This is a genomic window from Paenibacillus sp. FSL H8-0332 (assembly GCF_037963835.1).
GTDB lineage: Bacteria > Bacillota > Bacilli > Paenibacillales > Paenibacillaceae > Paenibacillus_AQ > Paenibacillus_AQ rhizoplanae.
Genome location: NZ_CP150145.1, coordinates 4,945,905 through 4,966,922, shown reverse-complemented (window position 1 = coordinate 4,966,922; position 21,018 = coordinate 4,945,905). Strand labels below are relative to the sequence as shown.

The 21,018-nt window shown below is 50.4% G+C and carries 13 protein-coding genes and 1 pseudogene; all 14 read left to right on the top strand.

Translation table 11 applies throughout. The features are described from left to right. The first annotated feature begins 76 nt into the window (after nucleotides 1-76). The 14 genes and pseudogenes from NST43_RS21490 (at nucleotide 77) to NST43_RS21425 (ending at nucleotide 20,982) form a co-directional block, all read left to right on the top strand. Nucleotides 77-1,264, top strand: coding sequence for a hypothetical protein (locus tag NST43_RS21490; RefSeq protein WP_339219282.1), 1,188 nt, complete (start codon nucleotides 77-79; stop codon nucleotides 1,262-1,264). Between the two features lie 27 nt (nucleotides 1,265-1,291). Beyond that, on the top strand, nucleotides 1,292-2,470 hold the full coding sequence (locus NST43_RS21485; protein WP_339219281.1) for a collagen-like protein: 1,179 nt from the start codon (nucleotides 1,292-1,294) through the stop codon (nucleotides 2,468-2,470). Nucleotides 2,471-2,772: 302 nt separating this feature from the next. Continuing rightward, nucleotides 2,773-4,005 carry a hypothetical protein gene (locus tag NST43_RS21480; protein ID WP_339219280.1) on the top strand — a complete coding sequence of 411 codons (1,233 nt, stop codon included), beginning with the start codon at nucleotides 2,773-2,775 and terminating at the stop codon, nucleotides 4,003-4,005. A 65-nt stretch (nucleotides 4,006-4,070) separates the two neighbouring features. Next, the gene (locus tag NST43_RS21475; protein ID WP_339219279.1) at nucleotides 4,071-5,282 is read left to right on the top strand and encodes a hypothetical protein; all 1,212 of its coding nucleotides are present in this window, start codon (nucleotides 4,071-4,073) and stop codon (nucleotides 5,280-5,282) included. Between the two features lie 424 nt (nucleotides 5,283-5,706). Further along, nucleotides 5,707-6,105, top strand: a pseudogene (locus tag NST43_RS21470) (collagen-like protein); the annotation flags it as partial. 1,684 nt (nucleotides 6,106-7,789) lie between these two features. Continuing rightward, nucleotides 7,790-9,022 (top strand): hypothetical protein, encoded by a 1,233-nt coding sequence (locus NST43_RS21465; RefSeq protein WP_339219277.1) that lies wholly within the window; start codon nucleotides 7,790-7,792, stop codon nucleotides 9,020-9,022. A gap of 61 nt (nucleotides 9,023-9,083) precedes the next feature. Next, entirely contained in the window at nucleotides 9,084-10,292 is a 1,209-nt protein-coding gene (locus tag NST43_RS21460; protein WP_339219275.1) for a hypothetical protein, read from the top strand. A gap of 31 nt (nucleotides 10,293-10,323) precedes the next feature. Continuing rightward, complete coding sequence (locus NST43_RS21455) at nucleotides 10,324-12,675, top strand: hypothetical protein (RefSeq protein WP_339219273.1); 2,352 nt, start codon at nucleotides 10,324-10,326, stop codon at nucleotides 12,673-12,675. 130 nt (nucleotides 12,676-12,805) lie between these two features. Beyond that, nucleotides 12,806-13,690 carry a glucose-1-phosphate thymidylyltransferase RfbA gene (gene rfbA / locus NST43_RS21450; protein WP_339219272.1) on the top strand — a complete coding sequence of 295 codons (885 nt, stop codon included), beginning with the start codon at nucleotides 12,806-12,808 and terminating at the stop codon, nucleotides 13,688-13,690. 24 nt (nucleotides 13,691-13,714) lie between these two features. After that, complete coding sequence (locus NST43_RS21445) at nucleotides 13,715-15,484, top strand: thiamine pyrophosphate-binding protein (protein ID WP_339219271.1); 1,770 nt, start codon at nucleotides 13,715-13,717, stop codon at nucleotides 15,482-15,484. 263 nt (nucleotides 15,485-15,747) lie between these two features. After that, the gene (locus NST43_RS21440; protein ID WP_339219270.1) at nucleotides 15,748-17,205 is read left to right on the top strand and encodes a collagen-like protein; all 1,458 of its coding nucleotides are present in this window, start codon (nucleotides 15,748-15,750) and stop codon (nucleotides 17,203-17,205) included. 105 nt (nucleotides 17,206-17,310) lie between these two features. Continuing rightward, on the top strand, nucleotides 17,311-18,441 hold the full coding sequence (locus tag NST43_RS21435) for a glycosyltransferase family 2 protein (RefSeq protein ID WP_339219268.1): 1,131 nt from the start codon (nucleotides 17,311-17,313) through the stop codon (nucleotides 18,439-18,441). Nucleotides 18,442-18,586: 145 nt separating this feature from the next. Next, nucleotides 18,587-20,032, top strand: coding sequence for a glycosyltransferase (locus tag NST43_RS21430; protein ID WP_339219267.1), 1,446 nt, complete (start codon nucleotides 18,587-18,589; stop codon nucleotides 20,030-20,032). Then, a complete protein-coding gene (locus tag NST43_RS21425) occupies nucleotides 20,029-20,982 on the top strand; it encodes an NAD(P)-dependent oxidoreductase (RefSeq protein ID WP_339219266.1) in 954 nt (317 codons plus the stop codon). The genes NST43_RS21430 and NST43_RS21425 overlap by 4 nt, the downstream gene beginning before the upstream one ends. Nucleotides 20,983-21,018 lie beyond the last annotated feature (36 nt).

Here is a 21,018-nt window from a genome sequence, read left to right as displayed (position 1 = left end):
CCTGGACGAATTGCCGAACCAATCGAAGCGAACAGCATATGATGGACTATTCTAAACAGGAAAGGAGAGGATTGATTTGTCTCAAGCTAATCTGCCTAACATTACACCTACCATTACACTCTCTCGTAGCGATGCCATTAATATGATGCTGTCAGCCATCGCCATGGAAGAGTTAGGGCTTAGCCATGTGATTAATGCAGAAGGGGAGAAGATGCAATACGCGCTTGGCACTCTGCCTGGAGTAACTGCTCCTGTGGTGAACATCTCTAATCTTCAGGACATCACTGATAGCGTCCGTAGTTTGCTGGGGGAGACGGTGAAAAGCGCCTGGCTGCAGACCAGCCAGTTAGAGAGTCTGCTTGCAGCACCGGTTGATTATGGTGGTACCGGAGCCACAGGAGTAACAGGTCCAGACGAGGGACCGGTAGGTCCAAGAGGTCTGCCAGGTGAAATAGGAGAGACTGGAGACGATGGCCCGACCGGTACCACGGGCGTTAGCGGCTTCACAGGCATATCAGGACCTACAGGAGTAACGGGAGCTACAGGTATTACAGGGGCCACTGGGTTGACTGCATTGACCGGGGCTACCGGCCTTACAGGGGAGACGGGTGCGATCGGCTTAACGGGTCTGACAGGAGTTACAGGGGAAACCGGAGTTACAGGGGAAACGGGAGCGACAGGTGCTACTGGCCTGACGGGTCTGACAGGAGTTACAGGGGAAACCGGAGTTACAGGGGAAACGGGAGCGACTGGCGCTACTGGCCTGACAGGTCTAACAGGAGTTACAGGAGTAACCGGTTTGACCGGAGCAAGCGGAGAAACAGGAGAGCCGCCTATCGACCGGTGGTTATCTACTCTTACAACAGGAGGTCCGATAGGTCCAGGAGGTCCAATAGTCTTTGATGCCGATGCGTATGCCACAGGCTCCAGCATCAACCGTAGCATAGGCGGTTTCAATCTGCAAAATAACGTTGTTTTAGGCGTGGAGGAACCGGCAACCTACTACGTTCATTATTCAGCTAATGCTTCTACTCCGACAGGGGAGAATTTTAGCGTTGCCCTTACGCTTAATGGGGCTACCCTTCCGGCAAGTGACGCAATATCCTATCATACAGCAGTTGCTCCCACTTCAAATCTGGTATTGGGGGGGAGTGTATTTCCCACCGTTACTGCTGAAGCAGTTAATACACTAGTTATGATTAATAGTGGTGCCGGTACAATTACAGATGTTAATGCCTCGATATCCATTCTTAAATTGTTGTAACCTACTAATCATAGAGGAGTTGATTACATGTCTCAGGCGAATCTGCCTAATATCACCCCCACTATAAGCATTGCGAGGGATGATGCCGTTAACCTGCTGCTGTCCTCCATTGCAATGGAAGAATTGGGACTCAGCCATATTATCAATGCAGAAGGGGAGAAGCTGCAATATATCCTGGGTACCTTACCTGGAGTTACAGCTCCTGATGCAACAATAGGCGATGTGCTTGCTATGAACGAAAGTGTGAGAAATATGATGCGGGACATTGTCAAGAAGGAGTTCATTCTTACCAACAAGCTGGAGACGGTGCTTAATGCTTCAATAATGGTAGGGCCTACGGGTGCAACGGGGGCTACGGGGAATCCGGGCGGGCCTCCAGGACCTCAAGGAGAACAGGGAATTCAAGGTATCGCAGGTCCGGCAGGAATTACAGGCCAGACCGGAGAGACCGGAGCTACGGGAATGACGGGACTGACCGGAGTGACCGGCATAACGGGTCCGACAGGAGAGACTGGCTTAACGGGAGCTACAGGGCTGACCGGACTAACCGGACTGACCGGATTAACAGGGCTAACCGGGGAGACGGGTGCTATCGGAGCTACGGGATTAACTGGACTGACCGGATTAACTGGAGAGACTGGCATAACCGGTATAACGGGTGCCACTGGCTTAACGGGAGCTACAGGGTTGACCGGCTTAACGGGAGTTACCGGGCTGACTGGTGTAACGGGCCAAACCGGGATGACTGGTATGACCGGGATGACTGGCTTAACGGGGGTTGCTTTCTTCGCAGATTTCTTCTCTGCTGTCTCTACTGAGTTTCAAGTTGGATTTGATGAAATGGTGACCTGGAGCGTAACCGGACCGGAAAGCGGTGCTATTACTATAAATGATACAAATCAGTTTTTCACTTTGCCTGCTGATTCAACAGTTCTGGTCCAATACTATGTCAATGCTCAGAATAATAGCCTGGACACCATGGAATTTCAATTGTGGACCGTAGATCTGGCGTCTGGAGCTCTCATAGAAGGTGTTACTGGTTCTATAGCGTCCTCAACACTAAACAATACGGCAGTTGCAACCGTAGCGGGAGCCGGTATCATAGGGACAACAGCCGAACAGGGTGTGGCGTTAGTTAATAATACTAATGACGTTATAGGTGAGGGCGTCTTCTTTGCCAACATTCAATTGATCAGGATTAATTAAATCATTCTATTTGTAGTGAGAAGCGCCAGAATTTAATTCTGGCGCTTTCCTGCGTGTGGAAATTGATAATTAATCAGTAATCCGCCTTTTTAGAGCTATTGACCGAATAATCCAGACCCCCATAGATTCATCAGCATAGGATATTAAGTGCTGCCAGACCTCAGAGGTCCATGAAGTATTCTGCATAACATGGACTTGGACAAACTATAGGCAGCATACACTGGTATTGGGGTGTTGATTGAATAGTTCTGCCGTTCGCAAATGGCAAGCAAATATGAAAGTGAAAGAAGGGTTGTGTCCACATGTCATCATTAATTCCGGTGCAACTGGGAAGTCCGGGACCGGCAATCAGGCTGTCAAGTCCGGTATTGCTGGAAGAAAGTCATCCCTACTTCCAAATCGATTTCAGTGTGCCTCTGTCGTTCAAGCCGGAAGTGTCCGGCAATTATCACCTGATCATCGGGTTATCTGTTTTGAAAGACGGCAATATCATTCATACCCTTACTGAGCCTTATATCGGCAGCAGTAACAGCGGGGAAGCTCTTATTGCTGATCTGAATGTAAATATTTCAGGAAGCTTCGGCCAAGGGGTGCAACACTTTGAGCTGGAGCTCCGGGTTCTGTCTTCCCAGAATATCGCAGCGAATCCGCTGGTTGGCCTCCCGGCAGTCTCTGTGCAAAATGATATAGTTGCTGCTGATGATATCGGTCCAACAGGACCAACCGGTCCACAAGGTCCGTATGGTACGAAAGGTACGAAAGGTCCAACGGGAAACACCGGTCCGACCGGTATAACGGGTCCTGGCATCATGGGAACGAAGGGACCAAAGGGACGCACAGGGGCTACGGGTGAAGTGGTGGTAACCGGAGCGGGGAGCGCGACAGGCGCAACGGGCCATACAGGACCTGACGGGATAGGACCCGCCGGTCCAACCGGAATGACCGGAATCGGACCCACTGGTATGACCGGATATGGGGTGCCAGGACCGGCAGGAATTACCGGACCCACTGGCGTGACTGGGAATCCAGGGACCGGATTAAATATTACCGGAGATACGGGGCTGACAGGACCCACTGGTATAACCGGACCTGGCAGGGCGTTACCAATCGTTGTGAGCAATATTCTGCAGGTGAACAGTCCCATCGAAGGTGAAATAGTGGGCCAACTTCCTGCAATACAGATCAACTCAACAGATCAATGTATTGTAATAGAGGGTACTCTTCATTTCGGGTACGGGAATCCTCCTGACGACCGTTACCACAACACGCTTTCATATAGAGTGTATCGAGATGGTCAGCAACTTGAAACCAACGGTTCCTTCCTTTGGGCCAAAGGTTACAAATATTCGCTTATTCCCACGATTGGTTCCTTTACCTCCGAAGAAAATCTATTCTTCTATGCGGTTGATGAGAACCCGCCGCTGGGTCTTCACAACTATACGTTGTTTGTTCAGATCAATACGCTGTCTGACAATACAACAATTGCGTACAAAACATTCAATGCAACTGCGAAGGTATTTCGAAGAGGGAACTGAGACTGCCCCGATATGAAACTGTAACAGAAGAACAGCATCTGAGAAATAAAGGAGTTGATATAAATATGAACATCTATTCATCGCTCCCCCTTGGAGCCGGCAGTATGCTGGTGCTTACCGATATCCGGACAGACGTGGAACAGCCGTATACATCTGCGGAATTGCAGTTGTCGATTCCATTGCTGCTGGATATTCTGTCCACTGGTTATTATCATCTGCACTTAAATGTTGAACTATGGAGGGCTAACGCGCTTGTTGAGATGCGTGATGTATCCATAGAATCCACAGCACTGTCTGCAGGACTGGTTCAGACTGAAGCCACGGTCAGGTTCAGTGATGTACTGTCCGCAGGCATTCATCAATTCGAGCTAAGAATGAAGCTGCTCCATTATCAGAATATCGCTTCTGATATCCGGGTGGGCTCCCCCCGGTTACAGACCGGTCCGGGACCCGTCATATTAAACGGTCCTATAGGTCCTCAAGGTCCAACAGGCCCCACTGGTCTAACCGGACGTACCGGTCTATCTGGTGGCGACGGGAGAATGGGAGAGGATGGCGTCTCGCTTACAGGCCCGACCGGGCTAACGGGACCAACGGGTCCAACAGGGACAACCGGATATGTAGGAAGATTCGCTGGACCCACCGGTGCAACAGGAGCCACCGGAGTAGGGATTACAGGGGCAACCGGACTTACTGGTGTGGGAAGTACCGGAGCGACCGGTCCGGCAATTACAGGTGACACCGGACCAGAGGGTCTGACAGGACCCACGGGCGTCACCGGTCCGCCTGGATCAGGCGGTGAAGCGGGGGAAACTGGGCCCGAAGGTGCCAGGGGACCTACAGGTGCCCTGGTGAATGGAGCATCCATTCCAACATTAATTTACAAAGTATCAGACCATTATGTAGGGTATGTGAATTCCCCTCAAGTGCTCGCCACACTCCCGGTTAATCCCGGAAACGGGCGTTGCCAAGTGGAAGGAATTGTAAACATAGTTATTTTAAAGCAAAATGATTTTTCAAATACTGCTGGAATACGTTTAACCATCACACTTACTGATACTGCTAATAACAAATTGTATGAGTATACTGATTATTGGCCGAGTCCAGGTTCTGATACTTTTACATTCGCGCAGGCTTTCCCCTTTACTGTTATGTATGATGGCCCCCAGACTACCTTGACACTAACTGAAGTGATTACTGGCGATGTTCAGGACCAATGGAGTATCAATATACTCCCTGTTGTCCTAACTTCCACGGTTATTCCAAATGACAATTAGTATTGCGGAAAATATCTAAGGCGGTGAAATAATGTCGAATCTAACTACTCTCCCATTGGGGGCGCCGGGCCCGGCTGTTCACCTGGCGGAGACGCTCGAAATCACTGCAGCTCTGCCTCAGGCACATGTGACCTTTCATATTCCTGTTGTGTTCCAGAGCAGTTCTCCAGGCGAATCCATGCTGCGGATTGAACTGGAAACGATGCTCTCCGGCAGTGTGCTGCAGACTCAATTGGTTACGTTGTCCCATAATGGAACTGAGGAGACTGCAAGAACGATACAAGTTACGGTCAACCATCCGGCTTATCCGGGAACGTATGCCTACACTATACGAGCTCGGGTAGTCGGTTATATTAACATCAAGTCCGATCCTTCTATAGGCAGAGCCGTTGCAGGGATAGCTTCTGTTCAGGCAATTCGGGCCGCCACGGGTATTACCGGTCCGACGGGTCCTACTGGAACGACCGGTACGCAAGGTCAGAGGGGTCAGGGCGGCGGTTACGGTAACAAGGGCGTGACAGGAGCTACAGGATATGGAGCGACCGGTCCTACAGGAGATACAGGTGTACCAGGCCCTCCCGCAAGCGTCACTGGCGGAATCGGCACTGGGCCCACTGGTCCAACCGGGGCGACGGGCTTGACCGTAGTAGGCCTGACAGGTGCAACCGGTAATGCTGTGACAGGAACGACAGGTACGAGTGTGAAGGGAGAGAGGGGGGCGCCAGGAGAGCAAGGTCTGCAAGGAGCACCGGGACCGACAGGGACCATGGGCCCGGGCCCAAGGGGGCCGGCTGGCCCGACAGGTGCAACCGGCTCAACTGGCGAACCGCTACCTCCTGTTCAATATCAATATCGTACCGATCCGGTGGCGTTGAGTTACTCCACGCAAAGTTTTATCGAACTAGACTCGGTGCATACCGAGGCTGGACAACGCGTTCTATTAAAGGGGAATTTCCGTATCACGTATCTCCCGCGCTCAACAGGTTCAAGAATTTCTATTACTGTTGGTTTTGCTTATAACTCTGGAAACGGTATGTCCATTTTTCGTTTGTTTAACTTCCAGACTATTGTCCAGGGTTATGGGAGCACAGCTGATCCCGGAGAACGGGCGAGCATTCAGATTCCTTTTAGCCTGACGCATAACCCTGGACCCGGTACAGGAGTATATACTGTGAATTTAAAGCAGAACTCAACTGAACTGCAAGTGCAAGATGATTTGTCGATGACGGTGGAGAACCGGTATCTTGTGGCAGAGGTGACCGATGGCGATACCTCGTTTTTCCATGAAGAATCCGCTTATTTTCTGGCTGCGGGCGGGGTACAGACTATCAATGCATTGGTTGGTCCCACCCAATCGGTTCCGATGGACCCCAATATCCAGTACCACGGGAACGCAGCTTATGCCGCTTCAGCAGGCAGTGAGATTTACTATGCGGTACAAGACAGGTTGTACCAGTTCGATACAGAGGCTCAAGTGGTGAACTGGGGAATCGATCTGAATCAGGATATGCAGGCAACAGATCTCTTGTTGACGCCTGACCAGAGATATCTATTCATCTCGGATGAAGCCAGTCCTCAGGTGCAGATCTATGATCTGGTGAACAGGGTTACCGTCCGAACGCTGCCTCTGGAATCGAATGTTCTCTTCTCCGCTGCTTCTCCAGACAGCCGCTATGCTTTCTTCTATATCTATACGGGTGAAGTTCATGCCTATAACATTGCCCTGGGAACACTGGAGCGGAATATCTTCAATGGATTGTATACTATTCAGCCTCAGTTGTATCCAGGCTACTCCAACCCGCTGGTAGTGTCACCTGACAGTACTGAGGTACGGTTTACTCCAGGTCTGCCAGATGTCTTTTATGCCTACGCAGAGGTTGGCAACTTCAGTAACAAAGGTCTCAAGACATTAATTGGTAGCAACGGCGCATGGGGAATTGTGCAGTTGCAGAACGGAAAATTTATAACAATAGATAACGGGGCAGATCCAAATACCTTGCCGCAAATTTCTAAAGCCAGTCTTCTTGGTCCCTCTGACAGCGATATTCCTTCTTACGCAGCACTTCACACACTAGTATATTCCTTGGTTCTATCACCGGATGAGCAGTTTGTCTGCATCCAAAGTGAAGATGGGCTCTTTTTACTTGATACCGATAATTTATTTGGAGGTACACTCCCCTTACTAACGGATCAAAACTTCCGGGGAGGAGTCAACTTCACAAGAAACAGCCGTTTTCTAGTTGTTATAGGAACTCAACATATTTACACGATAAGCTTGGAGGATCGTTCAGTCAGAACCTTTGACCTTCCGCCAGAACCTGCTAATCAGCCGCTGATCTACACCCTATCCAGTGGAGCGTACAAAACGCAAAGTAAGTAAAATGTGGATCATGCTGCCCGAGTAATGCTCAGATCAATCCCTACGGTTAGGGAACCGGTGGGGATTGATCCATTTTACACCAAATGGACAAGGTGAATTATAAAGTGGATAGAAGGGTTGTGTTCACATGTCATCATTGATTCCGGTGCAACTGGGAAGTCCGGGACCGGCAATCCGGCTGGGAAGTCCGGTATTGCTGGAAGAGAGTCATCCCTCCTTCCAAATAAATTTCAGTGTGCCTCTATCGTTCAAGCCGGCATTGTCCGGCAACTATCATCTGATCATCGGGCTATCTGTTCTGAAAGATGGAACGATGCTTCAGACTCTGACCGAGCCTTATATCGGCAGCGGCAACGCAGGGGAAGCGCTAATTGCGGATGTGAATGCAAGTATTACAGGGAGCTTCGGTCAAGGGGGGCAATCCTTTGAAGTGGAGCTGCGGGTTCTGTCTTCACAGAATATTGCGGCGAATCCGCTGGCAGGTCTCCCTACAGTCTCTGTACAAGGAGTCGCGGCTGACGAGGATGATATCGGTCCGACCGGATCAACGGGTCCGCAAGGTCCACGTGGTACACGGGGGCCTAAAGGTCTGACTGGGAGCACCGGTCCGACCGGTACAACCGGCCCTGGCATCATGGGAACGAAGGGACCTAAGGGACCTACTGGAGCTACGGGCGTGGTTGTGGCAACCGGATCGGGAAGCGCAACCGGACCAACGGGCCCTACGGGAACTACCGGGGTGGGACCTGCCGGTCCAACCGGAATGACAGGAATCGGAGCCACGGGTATGACCGGATATGGACTGCAGGGCCCGACAGGAACGACTGGAGCAAGGGGGGAGACCGGGTACACAGGCCCTGGTTCAGGATTTACCGGAAGAACAGGGACAACTGGCCCCACAGGTGTAACCGGACCCAGCCGTGCATTGCCGGTAGTTGTGAGTGATGCTCTGCTGTCGGGCAGTCCAGAAGAGAGTGAACTTGTAGGCCAACTTCCGCCAGTACTGATTACCTCGACTGATCAATGTGTAGTTGTAGCTGGCACTCTACAGATCAGCTACGGGAATCCCCCTGATTACGAATACAGCAATAATATTGTTTATGTGATACAACGTGATGGAGTCAACCTTCCTGAAGGCGCTTTGTTTAATTGGATGTTGTTCTATAATTATTCGAATGATCCATCAGCTAATTCCATTCCTTCCGAACAATCGCTGTTCTTCTACGCCATTGATGATAATCCGCCATTAGGCCTTCACAGCTACACATTGTCGGCTACAGCTAGTACGATAACTCCCAACACAACTATCAGCTATGAATCCTTCAATGCAACTGCGAAGGTATTCCTAAGAGGGAACTGAACTATCTGTTCAAGAATCGTACAAAAGAACAGCATCTGAGTAATAAAGGAGTTGAATATACATGGCCATCTATTCGTCGCTTCCTCTTGAAAGCGGCAATGAGCTTGTGCTTACGGATATCCGGACGGATGTGGAACAGCCGTATGCATCTGCGCAAGTGCAGATGTCGATTCCAATGCTTCTAGATATGCTGTCCCCTGGTTATTATCATTTGCATTTAAATGTTGAACTATGGAGGGCTAATGCACTTGTTGAAACGCGGGGTGTATCGATAGAATCAACAGCCTTGGCAGCCGGCCTTGTTCAGACTGAAGCCACCGTCAGATTCACCGATGAACTGCCTGCAGGTATTCACCAATACGAGCTGAGAATGAAACTGCTGCATTATCAGAACATCGCTTCGGATATTCGGGTCGGCTCCCCTCTGGTCCAGACGGGACCAGGGCCTGTTATATTTAACGGTCCTATAGGTCCTCCAGGCCCAACAGGACCCACTGGCCTCACCGGACGTACCGGTCTGTCTGGTGGCGACGGGAGAATGGGAGAGGATGGCTCCTCGAATACAGGCCCAACCGGCCTGACAGGTCCTACCGGACCCACAGGGGCAACAGCCTATATAGGAGCACTCAATGGACCTACCGGAGCCACCGGAGCCACCGGAATAGGAGTCACAGGAGCAACAGGAGTTACAGGTATGGGGGACGTCGGAGCCACCGGTCCTGGAATAACAGGGGAGACTGGGCCCGATGGTGGAACTGGGCCCACAGGCTTCACGGGTCCGCCCGGAGAGGGCAGTGAGCAGGGAGAACCTGGACCAGAAGGTGCCCAAGGCCCAACTGGAGCGGGAGTAAGTGATGCATATATTCCAATATTAACTTACACAAGGAGCAGTCCTTTTATTACGGTGAATTTCAATACAAATGTATTGATTGCATCTCTCCCGGTAGATCCTGGAGGCAGCCGTTGCCAAATAGAGGGGATGGTAGAAATCCAATATTGGAGTAACTCAATTATAGAGAATAATGGATTGGAAATGACAATTACACTTACGGATACTGCCCAGAACACATTGTATCTGTATACAGATTATTGGCAGAAACAAACGGATTTATTTCGAACTGCACAGGTTTTACCAATCTACGTTATGTATGATGGCCCAGCAACGACTATATCGTTATCAATACTGGTTGTTGGTGATCAACAAGACCAAGGGAATGTCTATATTAATCAAAGCACCTTATCTTCAACGGTAATACCTGACAGCATCTGATGTTGCAGAGAATATCAAAGGCGGTGAAGTGATGTCGAATCTAACCACTCTTCCCCTGGGAACACCGGGACCGGCTATTCACCTGGCGGAGACCCTTGACATAGTTGCAGTGCAGCCTCAGGCGCATGTAACGTTCCAGATTCCTGTTGTCTTCCAGGCAGTGTCTTCCGGTCCATCCTTGCTGCGGATTGAACTGTTGACGATGCTCTCTGGAAGTGTGCTGCAGACTCAACTGGTCACGCTGTCCCATACCGGAACGGAAGAGACTGCCAGAACCTTACAAGTTACGGTCAATCATTCGGCGAATCCGGGAACGTATGCGTACACTATACGGGCCCGGGTCGTCAGCTACATTAACGTCAAGGCCGATCCATCTATAGGCAGAGCCGTAGCAGGGATAGCTGCTGTTCATGCCGTTAGAGCCGCCACTGGGCATACCGGTCCGACCGGCCCGACTGGAACGACGGGCACCCAAGGTACGAGAGGCGGCGGCGGTGATTACGGCAACAAGGGCGTGACAGGGGCAACAGGATACGGAGCGACCGGTCCGACAGGAGATACAGGCGAACCGGGGCTTCCCGCAAGTTTCACAGGCCCAGCAGGCTACGGCCCGACTGGTCCGACCGGGATGACAGGGCTCACCGGAATTGGCCCTGCCGGTGCAACCGGAATAGCCGTAACAGGGACTACAGGGTATAGTGTCAAAGGATCACCAGGCTTACAAGGAGCGGAAGGTCTGCGGGGCGCACTGGGACCGACAGGGACCGGCAGCAAAGGCCCGACGGGACCGGCAGGTTCTACCGGCGCAACCGGATCGACAGGAGAATCCGTGCCCTCTCCCTTATATCAATATCGTGCTGATTCACAGGTATTGACCTCTGAGCTACAAACGGTTCTTACCCTGGATACATTGCAGACGAAGGCCGGACAACGCGTACAACTGCAAGGGGAGCTCCGCGTCTCCTATCTCCCGCTGGCAGAAGCTGTTCGAATTCCTCTTTCAATCAATGTTCTCTACAATAATGCAGTGATCCGCTCATTTGAATTCCGGTCCATCGTCCAAGGCTACGGCAGCGGTGAAGCTGATCCCGGCAAAAGAGCCAGTGTACAATTCCCGTTCAGCCTGACGCATATCCCCGAAGCCGGACCGGGAGTCTATTCTGTTCAAGTGCAAATCGACTTTAGTATACCGAGTGCCCTCTCGCTGATCATGGAGAACCGGTATCTGGCGGCAGAGGTAATGGGCAGCGGGACACCTTATGTTGTCAGCGAGGCAACGGCTTACTTTCTGTTTAATGGTGGGGTTTGTGTCGTGGAGGCTCAATCGGGTACCGTACAGTATATTCCCGTGGATCCTAGTATCAATTTTGACGCAGGGATAGCGACTTTTGCCGCCTCAGCGGACAGCAAATACATTTACTATGGGCTACAAGATAAATTGTACCGGTTCAATATTCAGTCCCGTGCCGTCGATTGGACCATGGTTTTAAACCTGGACGCATCTGTAGTTGATCTGCTGTTGACACCTGATCAGCGCTATCTATTTATATCCACTAACACTTCGCAGACGATTGTCTTTAATCTGTCCAATGGGAGTCCTATTAATATTCTCTCCATGACCTCCTCTGTGAAGTACTCAGCAGTTTCTCCTGACAGCCGGTACGCTTTTTTCTTCACCCTCGGAAATCAGGTTCATGCGTATGAGATTGGAACGGGGGAGACTACCGAGGATATATTCGGAGCTTATCCGGTTGCGTTGTTACAAACGCCGGCTTTATCCAATCCGCTAGTGGTTACATCTGATAGTATGGAAGTGCGGATGACCCCGGCCATGAGAAACACTTTCTACATCTACGCAGAGATTGGGAATTTCAGTAATACCGGCTTAAAGCCATCGAACAGTAATAACAGCACATGGGGGATTCGGCAGCTAAAATCCGGCGAAACCTATATCCTGGACAATGGCTTTCCTGAAAATCAGAATGCCTTTATCCCGATGAATGTTAGCATTTTCGACAGACAGGGTAACTTAACAAACAGTTTGCCGGGTCCCTTCAGTTCGTATTCGATCATTATGTCACCGGATGAACGATGGATATGTGTACTGGGAACACCTCCTGGGTCTTTTCAGATTAGACTGATCTCGACCAGCGATCAGATGATACAGCAGATTCCATCGACAACTTTGAATGATGTCTTAATAGGTTTTGCGAATTTTACTAGTGATAGCAAATATTTAGTTTTTATGGGATTTAATACCTTTTATTTAATTAGCATAGCGGATTTCTCGGTCCGAACTATTAATTATAATCCAGATAACATTGATATTTCAGCGGTATTTTACAGTCTTTCTAACGGGCGATACAAGACACAGAGCAAATAGAAGCATAGCACAGTGATTTAATAATGTTAATGAAGATCAACCCTTCCGGTTCCAGAAACCAGGGTGTTGATCTTCAACTCTATAACAAGTGGATAAGGGTAGAAATGATAAGAACTGGGAGCGTGGACGGATGAAAGGCATCATTCTGGCGGGTGGCTCGGGAACGAGACTGCATCCGCTGACGAAATCGATCTCCAAGCAGATTCTGCCGGTGTATGACAAGCCGATGATCTATTATCCGCTGTCTGTCCTGATGCTGGCAGGTATCCGGGAGATTCTGGTTATCTCCACCGGAAGGGACATCCGGCTATTTCAGGATCTTTTGGGGAGCGGCGAACAGCTCGGACTATCCTGTCAATATGCAGTGCAGGAGCAGCCCCGCGGGCTTGCCGAGGCGTTCCTGATCGGGGAAGAGTTCATCGGCACGGATCATGTATGCATGATTCTGGGTGATAACATCTTCTATGGACAGAGCTTCAGCTCCATTCTGGAGAGGGTTGTCCGGCGGGGGGAAGGTGCTACGATCTTCGGATGCCGGGTACAAGACCCTTCCGCCTACGGTGTTGTGGAATTCGATAACACAGGAAAGGCGGTTGCACTGGAAGAGAAGCCGCTGTATCCCCGCTCCCATTATGCAGTACCGGGCTTGTACTTCTATGACCAGCAGGTTGTGGAGATCGCCAGGCAGATTAAGCCCTCCCGGAGAGGTGAGATTGAGATTACGGATGTCAACCAGGAATATCTAAGCAGGGGGCAACTGAACGTGGAGCTGTTCGGCCGGGGGATGGCCTGGCTCGATACCGGGACGCCGGATTCCCTGCTGGAGGCAGCCAATCTGGTCGAGACCATTCAGAAGCGGCAAGGGCTCTACGTGGCCTGCATCGAAGAGATTGCCTTCAATAAAGGCTACATCACCAGAGAGCAACTGCTGGAGCTGGCCCGGCCGCTGCGTAAGCTGGCCTACGGACAATACTTGTCCAGCATAGCGGAAGAATCTCTTGTTGCGGGCGGATAAGATATATGAAGGAGGGAGCATACATTGAAGGTATCCGATTATGTCATTGATTATCTCAAGCAGCAAGGTGTCTCGCATGTCTTCGAGTTCATCGGCGGGGCAATTGTCCATTTACTTGACTCCATCTCGGTTAGGGAGGACATCGAGTGCGTCTCTGTGCGTCATGAACAAGCAGGCGCCTTCGCGGCAGAAGCTTATGCCAGAATGAATGGGAAGCTTGGTGTGGCGATGGCTACGAGCGGGCCGGGGGCCTTGAATCTGCTGACCGGTATAGGGAGTTGTTATTTCGACTCCGTCCCTTGCTTGTTCATCACCGGACAAGTGAATACGTATGAGTACAAATTCGATACTCCGGTAAGGCAGATTGGGTTCCAAGAAACAGATATTGTCAGTGTAGCGAAGCCGTTAACCAAATATGCAGTTATGGTGACGGAGCCGGATCAGATCAGATATGAGCTGGAAAAGGCTGTGGCGCTGGCGCAGAGCGGCCGGCCCGGTCCGGTGCTGTTAGATCTTCCGATGAATCTTCAGCGGGCAGATGTAGAGCCAGACGGGTTACCCAGCTTCAACGATAGCGAAGAGTACCGGCTACTTATGCAAGATGCCGGGGACATAAGTGACGCCGTCGCTGCAGATGTCTTGACGCGGCTTAGGGCAGCCAAGAGGCCGCTGATTCTGGCTGGCGGCGGAGTGAGGGCCGGTAACTCAGCGGCGGCATTAACCCGGTTCACTGATCTTACGGGAATCCCTGTGGTTACCTCCCTGATGGGGGTGGATGCCCTCCCGCATGACCATCCGCAATACTCCGGTCTGATCGGGTCATACGGCAACCGCTATAGCAATCTGATCCTGGCGAATTGTGACTTGCTGCTAATCCTCGGCTCAAGGCTGGATAGCAGACAGACTGGAACCAGACCGGATACCTTCGGGCGCGGTGCTGACAAGATTCACGTGGATATTGATCCTAATGAGCTTAACTGTAAGGTTGGCGTAAGCCTGGCTATTCACTCCCGTCTGGATATTTTTCTGGAGCGGATGAATACTTCCCTAACCGGGTATATCAAGCCGGACATTACAGCATGGCTAGCGTATATTACACGGCTCAAGGCACAATATCCCACCTATTCCTTCACTCCGCAGGCTGATGAGATTGAACCGAACCGGTTCATGAGCCTGTTATCCTCCAGAGCTGAGCAGTTCCATGCGATATGTCTGGATGTAGGACAGCATCAGATGTGGGCATCGCAATCCTTCAGACTGTCCGCGAATCAAAGGCTGTTGAATTCCGGCGGAATGGGGGCTATGGGCTTCGCCTTGCCTGCTGCCATCGGTGCCTGTCTGGCCTCAGGAGAGGAGACGCTTGTGATTGCAGGAGACGGGGGGTTCCAGCTTAATATACAGGAGCTGGACACGGTGGTCCGGCTGAATCTGCCCATTAAGATCGTGGTTATGAATAATAGCTCACTAGGGATGGTAAGACAGTTCCAGGATTTATATCTCGCAGGCAGACAACAATCGACGGTGAATCCCAATCCTTCGTTCTTGGATATTGTTAGTGCTTATAGAATTCCGGCCTATCATATGATTACCATGGCTGATACTCATCCGCTTGATCAGTTCCTGAGTACGGAAGGACCGGCATTTCTGGAAGTGAAGCTGGATAAGGATACGAATGTCCATCCTAAGCTGGTGGTGAACCGGCCGATTGAGGATATGTATCCCTATTTGGACAGGGAAGAGCTGAGACAAATCATGTGCATCGGCCTTCTGGATGAGGAAGACATTCCAACGTAATACAAGAACAACTTCCGGACTTGATGCATATAGTGGCATACACAGAGCAGAGGAGATTTGGTGAAGGGAGATGAAGCCCGTTCTAGGGAGTCCATCCACGAAGTCCACACCAAACCTGTAAGCTTGAATACTACTATATTAATCATTAAGTATGCTGCTGAATGAATGCGGAGGCCTGAAGGGGGAAAGTTCATCTGCCGATACCGCACTAATCCTGGCGCATACTGGAATGAAATCTAAATCTGTCAGGAAGTGATCACATAATGGCCTTTTTATCAACAGGACCTATTGAGAACAATCTGGTCAACGGGGTGAGACCGACCCAACAGGTTACCGTTAAGATTGATAACCGCAGCGCAGACTCGGCATACTCCTTAACAATTCAGGGTTATCAGCTGAACGGCGGCATAAGAGTGATGTACGTAAGTGAATTACTCCATGTTGCAGCGAATCAAGTCATTACGAAGAATTATTATGCTGACTTGAATGCTTTTGAATTCATATTTATTACATCGCCGAGTTCAGCTAATCTGATTGATTCTGTACAAATCTCAGTGTGGGGCAAGAACGGGTCGGGTCAACTGGTAACAGCACACCGGCTGGTAGCAGAAGAATTGCTTAGAGAGAATTCCGGCGGCGGGGCCGGAGGGGGGACAGGTCCGACGGGACCGACAGGACCGGCCGGGTCTCCAGGATTAAATGGACAGCCAGGACCAGCAGGACCAACAGGGCCGACAGGACCGGGGGCAGGAGATCCGGGAGCTACAGGAGCTACAGGAGTAACAGGACCAACGGGCCCGGGGGGAGGAGATCCGGGAGCTACTGGGGCAACAGGACCAACGGGCCCAGGGGGAGGAGACCCGGGAGCTACTGGGGCAACAGGAGCTACAGGAGCTACAGGAGCAGGAGAAACCGGAGCCACGGGAGCTACAGGTGGAACAGGACCAACGGGCCCAGGGGGAGGAGACCCGGGAGTCACAGGAGCTACAGGAGTCACAGGAGTGACAGGCTTAACCGGAGCTACAGGAGCAGGGGAAACCGGAGCCACGGGAAACACAGGAGCTACAGGAGTGACTGGCTTAACAGGAGCTACAGGAGCAGGGGAAACGGGAGCCACAGGAGTTACCGGCCTTACAGGAGTTACCGGCCTTACAGGAGTAACTGGTCTTACAGGAGTAACTGGTCTTACAGGGGAAACTGGAGCTACCGGAGCTACGGGCATGACAGGTCCAATCTTGGCAACTGAAGGATTCTCAGTATTTCTGCCAACCTTGGTGACAGGCACCACGGCCACAGTTGGAGGTTGGGAAGAGACGGCACCTTATTACGGCAATGCAGCATTTGATGCTGTTTTGGGTCAATATACCGTTCCAGAGGCGGGTAGATATTCTATTGAGGCTACTGTCAACTTTGCCTTTACTGCAGCTATCCCTGCTGCATTAGGTGCAGATGTGAATCCTTCATTAGTGGTCCGAAGAACTACACCAACTCCAGCTACTGATCTGGTCACCGGATTATTACCGGTACTGGATGTGGCTGTTACAGGAACGTTAACCCTTAGAACACTCCTTAGAAGCGGTACTGTCACCTTGGCGGGAGAAGTAGAACTTGCGGCAAATGATGTGATCACCCTCGTCTATCAATCGGCTGGAGTAGCGCTTGATGTGAATCTAGGTGCTGCAACTCCAGGCGTTATATGGTCTGTTCACCGTCTAACCTGATCGTGGAAGGGACCTGTTTTACTTTTCTTTTCTACAAGCTTAAGACCATCCTTTGCAGGATGGCTTCTTTTTTATATATCTGATTAGAGCCAGGAGGCTAGGGAGATGGAAGCAGAACAGCAGGGGCTGTTCAGTCTATGTATGATTGTGAGGAATGAAGAAGCTGTGCTGGGGCGCTGTCTGGATTCGGTCAGAGAATTGATGGATGAGATCATTATTGTAGATACGGGATCAACGGACAGGACCATGACTGTTGCGGGCTGGTATACAGGGAAGGTATTCACATATCCGTGGGATGAGGATTTCGCAGCCGCCCGCAACTATTCCTTCGAACAGGCGACGATGCCCTATGTGATCTGGATGGATGCGGATGAGCTGTTGGCTGCTCCAGAAGCGGAGAAGCTGGCCCGGCTGAAGCAACAGCTGGCGCAGGAACAGGAGGGGGTAGATGTAATCCGAATGGGAACCCGGCTATCTCCCCTGCCTGCCCAAGGTGATTCTGCTTTAGTGCCAGTGCATTCTGAGATCCGCCCCCGGGTTGTCAGACGCGGGCATTTCTGTTGGCAAGGGCGGGTCCATGAGGAGCTGGATATTGGAGCAGGCACAGCCATGAATACAGATATCTATATTGACCATCGGCCGTCGGCTATCCATACGGAACGCAACCTGCAGATTCTGAAGCGCTGGATTACTGAAGAAGGCAAGGCCGAAGGAAAGCTTCTCTTCCACTATGCGAATGAATGCTTCAACGCCCGGGATTATCAAGCAGCAGAGGCTTCTTATGAACAGTTGTTGCGTGAACCAAGCGGCTTCAGAGGGGAACAGATTACAGCTTGTCTGCGGTTGTCCGAGTGTTACCGGCAGAAATGCGAAGCAGAGCTTAGGCTGAACAGCCTCTTTCGTTCTTTCGGCTATGGACTGCCCCAGCCCGATGTCTGCTGTGGTATTGCCGGGTTCTTCGAGGAACGCCGGGAGTGGGACAACGCGATCTTCTGGTATCTCCAGGCGATCAACCGGCAGACGGCAGGACTGGGGGAACGTCCTGTCTCCCAAGCTTATTACACCTGGCTGCCCCATGTCTTGGTCAGCCGCTGCTTCGCAGCCGCAAGAGAGTGGCAGCAGGCCTGGCAGCATAATGAGCAGGCCTTGGCTTACCTGCCGGGTAATCAGGTTTTGCTGGGCACAAGAAGACAATTACAGCAGGTACTGGAAGAAGGACGGAGCAGGTCAGAGTAACGCAGAAGCAGGCAGCCGTGATTACAGCTGCCTGCTTTATAGTATGTATTGAAATTCGCTATTGCCCTGCCGGTTCAGTTGGACTCATAACTTGTGCCGGTAGTGAGTACGTATATGTAAAGTGTCTTAAAAAGGAGGGGTTCTCTTGACTAATTCACCATCACTTCTCAAAGAGCCGGGTTACATATCGAATCCATCTTGTATTTCAATAGGCAGAAATGTAACGGTGCAGGGCGGGTATTACTGGAACATTCTTGAATCGGCTTCGGGCAGCACTCCAGAGCTTACAATCAGGGATGGGAGCCGGATAGAGGCAGGTTTACATGTGCAGTGCAGCCATAAAGTCCACATCGGCCGGAATGTGAAGATTGGACCTAATGTCAGCTTAACGGACAGTACAGCGGATGCGGATCAACCGGGTTATCCAGCCTGGGCACAGCCCGCGAATAATAGTAATACCTGTGGAGAACTGATAGTGGGTGATGGAAGCATAATCGGTGCGCACGTTGTAATTAACAGAGCGGTCAAGATCGGGAAATTCAGTATTATTGAGCCTAACAGTGTTGTGGTGGATCATATTCCAAGCTTTTGCAGAGTCTCGGGTAATCCGGCTGTTGTTACCCAAGTATTCGTTCCTGAGTTACTGGAGTGGGTTAAAGTGAACAGTGATACGGAGAGAGAGTCCGCACTTGCCCGCCGCATAGAACATCCATTGCTGTCGATCGTGATTCCAACCTACAATCGCGTCCAACATCTTAGTAATAATCTGCAATCCATCTATAAACAGGTCTCGAATGAGGATTTAGTGGAAGTAGTGGTTTCCGATAATGCCTCGACAGATCATACACTGGAAGTAGGCCGTGTCTACGCTAACCTGTACTCCAGTTTTCATTATAGCCGCAATGAACAGAATATCGGCGGTGACTTGAACATCGCTTATGTCAGTACGCTGGCTAAAGGCAGCTTCATTAAACTACAAGGAGATGATGATTACTGGCTGAATGGAGCGCTGATTGATTTCATCGGAATTCTTCTGGAGCATTTGGATTGTGCACTGATTCACACGATGCCATTCCTTCCTGATAACCGGGTATATACTTTAGAGGGCGGTGACTTATTCCTGGCTCATACGAGTAATAATGCAATGCAAATTTCTATGAATACTATGAAAAGATCAGTGTGGGATCAAATTGAGGATAAAAGCAAATATGCTTATACAAGTATTAATCAAATCTACTGGTTCTATGAAATTCTAATGATTGATCCTAAATTTTGTATGATCAATCATAATTTTCATCTTAATGCAGGTATAGCTCCGGAGGGATACAACATAGGTGAGGTATGCATTAAACATTTCCTGGATGCATTACACCATTATGAAGGTCGTACTCTGAAGAGAGAGACCATCCATGAGGAAAAAAAGAAACGCTTTTATAATGTGATTCTACCGTTGTATGGAACCATTGTAAGAAATAAATTCCACAGCGATGTGTCCAACCTGGAGCGGTATTACACGGACTATTATGCAAATGAAGATTATTATGAGGATGGCCTGCTGAAGCTGCGGGAGATCTCGGTGCTGCAGTCATGATGAACCATAAGCGTAAGCCTGTTGCCATTCTGGGAGCCACTGGTCATATCGCCAAAAATCTGATTCTCGGTCTTGGAGCGACGCAGGAGTATGAGTTGTATCTATTCTCGCGGTCCAGGGACAGGATGGCTCTTTTCCTGGAGGAGAACCAGCTTGAGGAAGGGGCCACGCTCTGTGAATATAATGAATTTGCTCATTTGGCGGCCTACGATGTGATTATTAACGGGGTAGGTATCGGAGATCCGCGTGACCTCATACGCCATCCGTTCCAGGTCTTTCAGATTACCGAGCAATACGACAATCTGATTCTGGACTATCTGCACAAGAACCCGGAGGCTGTATACATCAATCTGAGCAGCGGAGCGGTGTACGGGTCTGACTTCGATCAGCCTGCTATAGACGGGAAGTGGCTTAAGCTTGATCCCAACCATCTGTCCGCTCAGGAATTTTACGGAATCACCAAGCTGAACATGGAGGCTAAGCACAGAAGTCTGAGCCAGTACCGTATTGTGGACTTACGGATCTTCGGTTTTTTCAGCGCGTTCATTGATTTGGAATCCCGTTATTTGCTGACGGATATCATTCATCACCTTAAGACGGGAGAGACTCTACAGACTTCAGCAGACAACATTGTAAGAGATTATGTGCATTCGGAAGATTTCGTCCAGCTCATCAAGCTGTGTATGCAAGAAAAGATACGGAATGATGCCTATGATGTATATTCGCTGAAGCCTGCATTGAAGTTCGAGATTCTGGATTACTTCGCAGAGCACCATGGGCTGAAGTATGGAATTCAAGATAACCCCAACCATAACTCTATTACAGGCTCCAAAAATAATTATTATTCGCTTAACGATCGAGCTTCACAAATTGGTTATCAGCCCCGTTACACATCACTACAGAGCATTGAGTCCGGTTACGGTCAACTATGCCGAAATAAAAATTCATGAATCTCCGGCCGGAGGGAATTATAGAGTCTTAGAGAC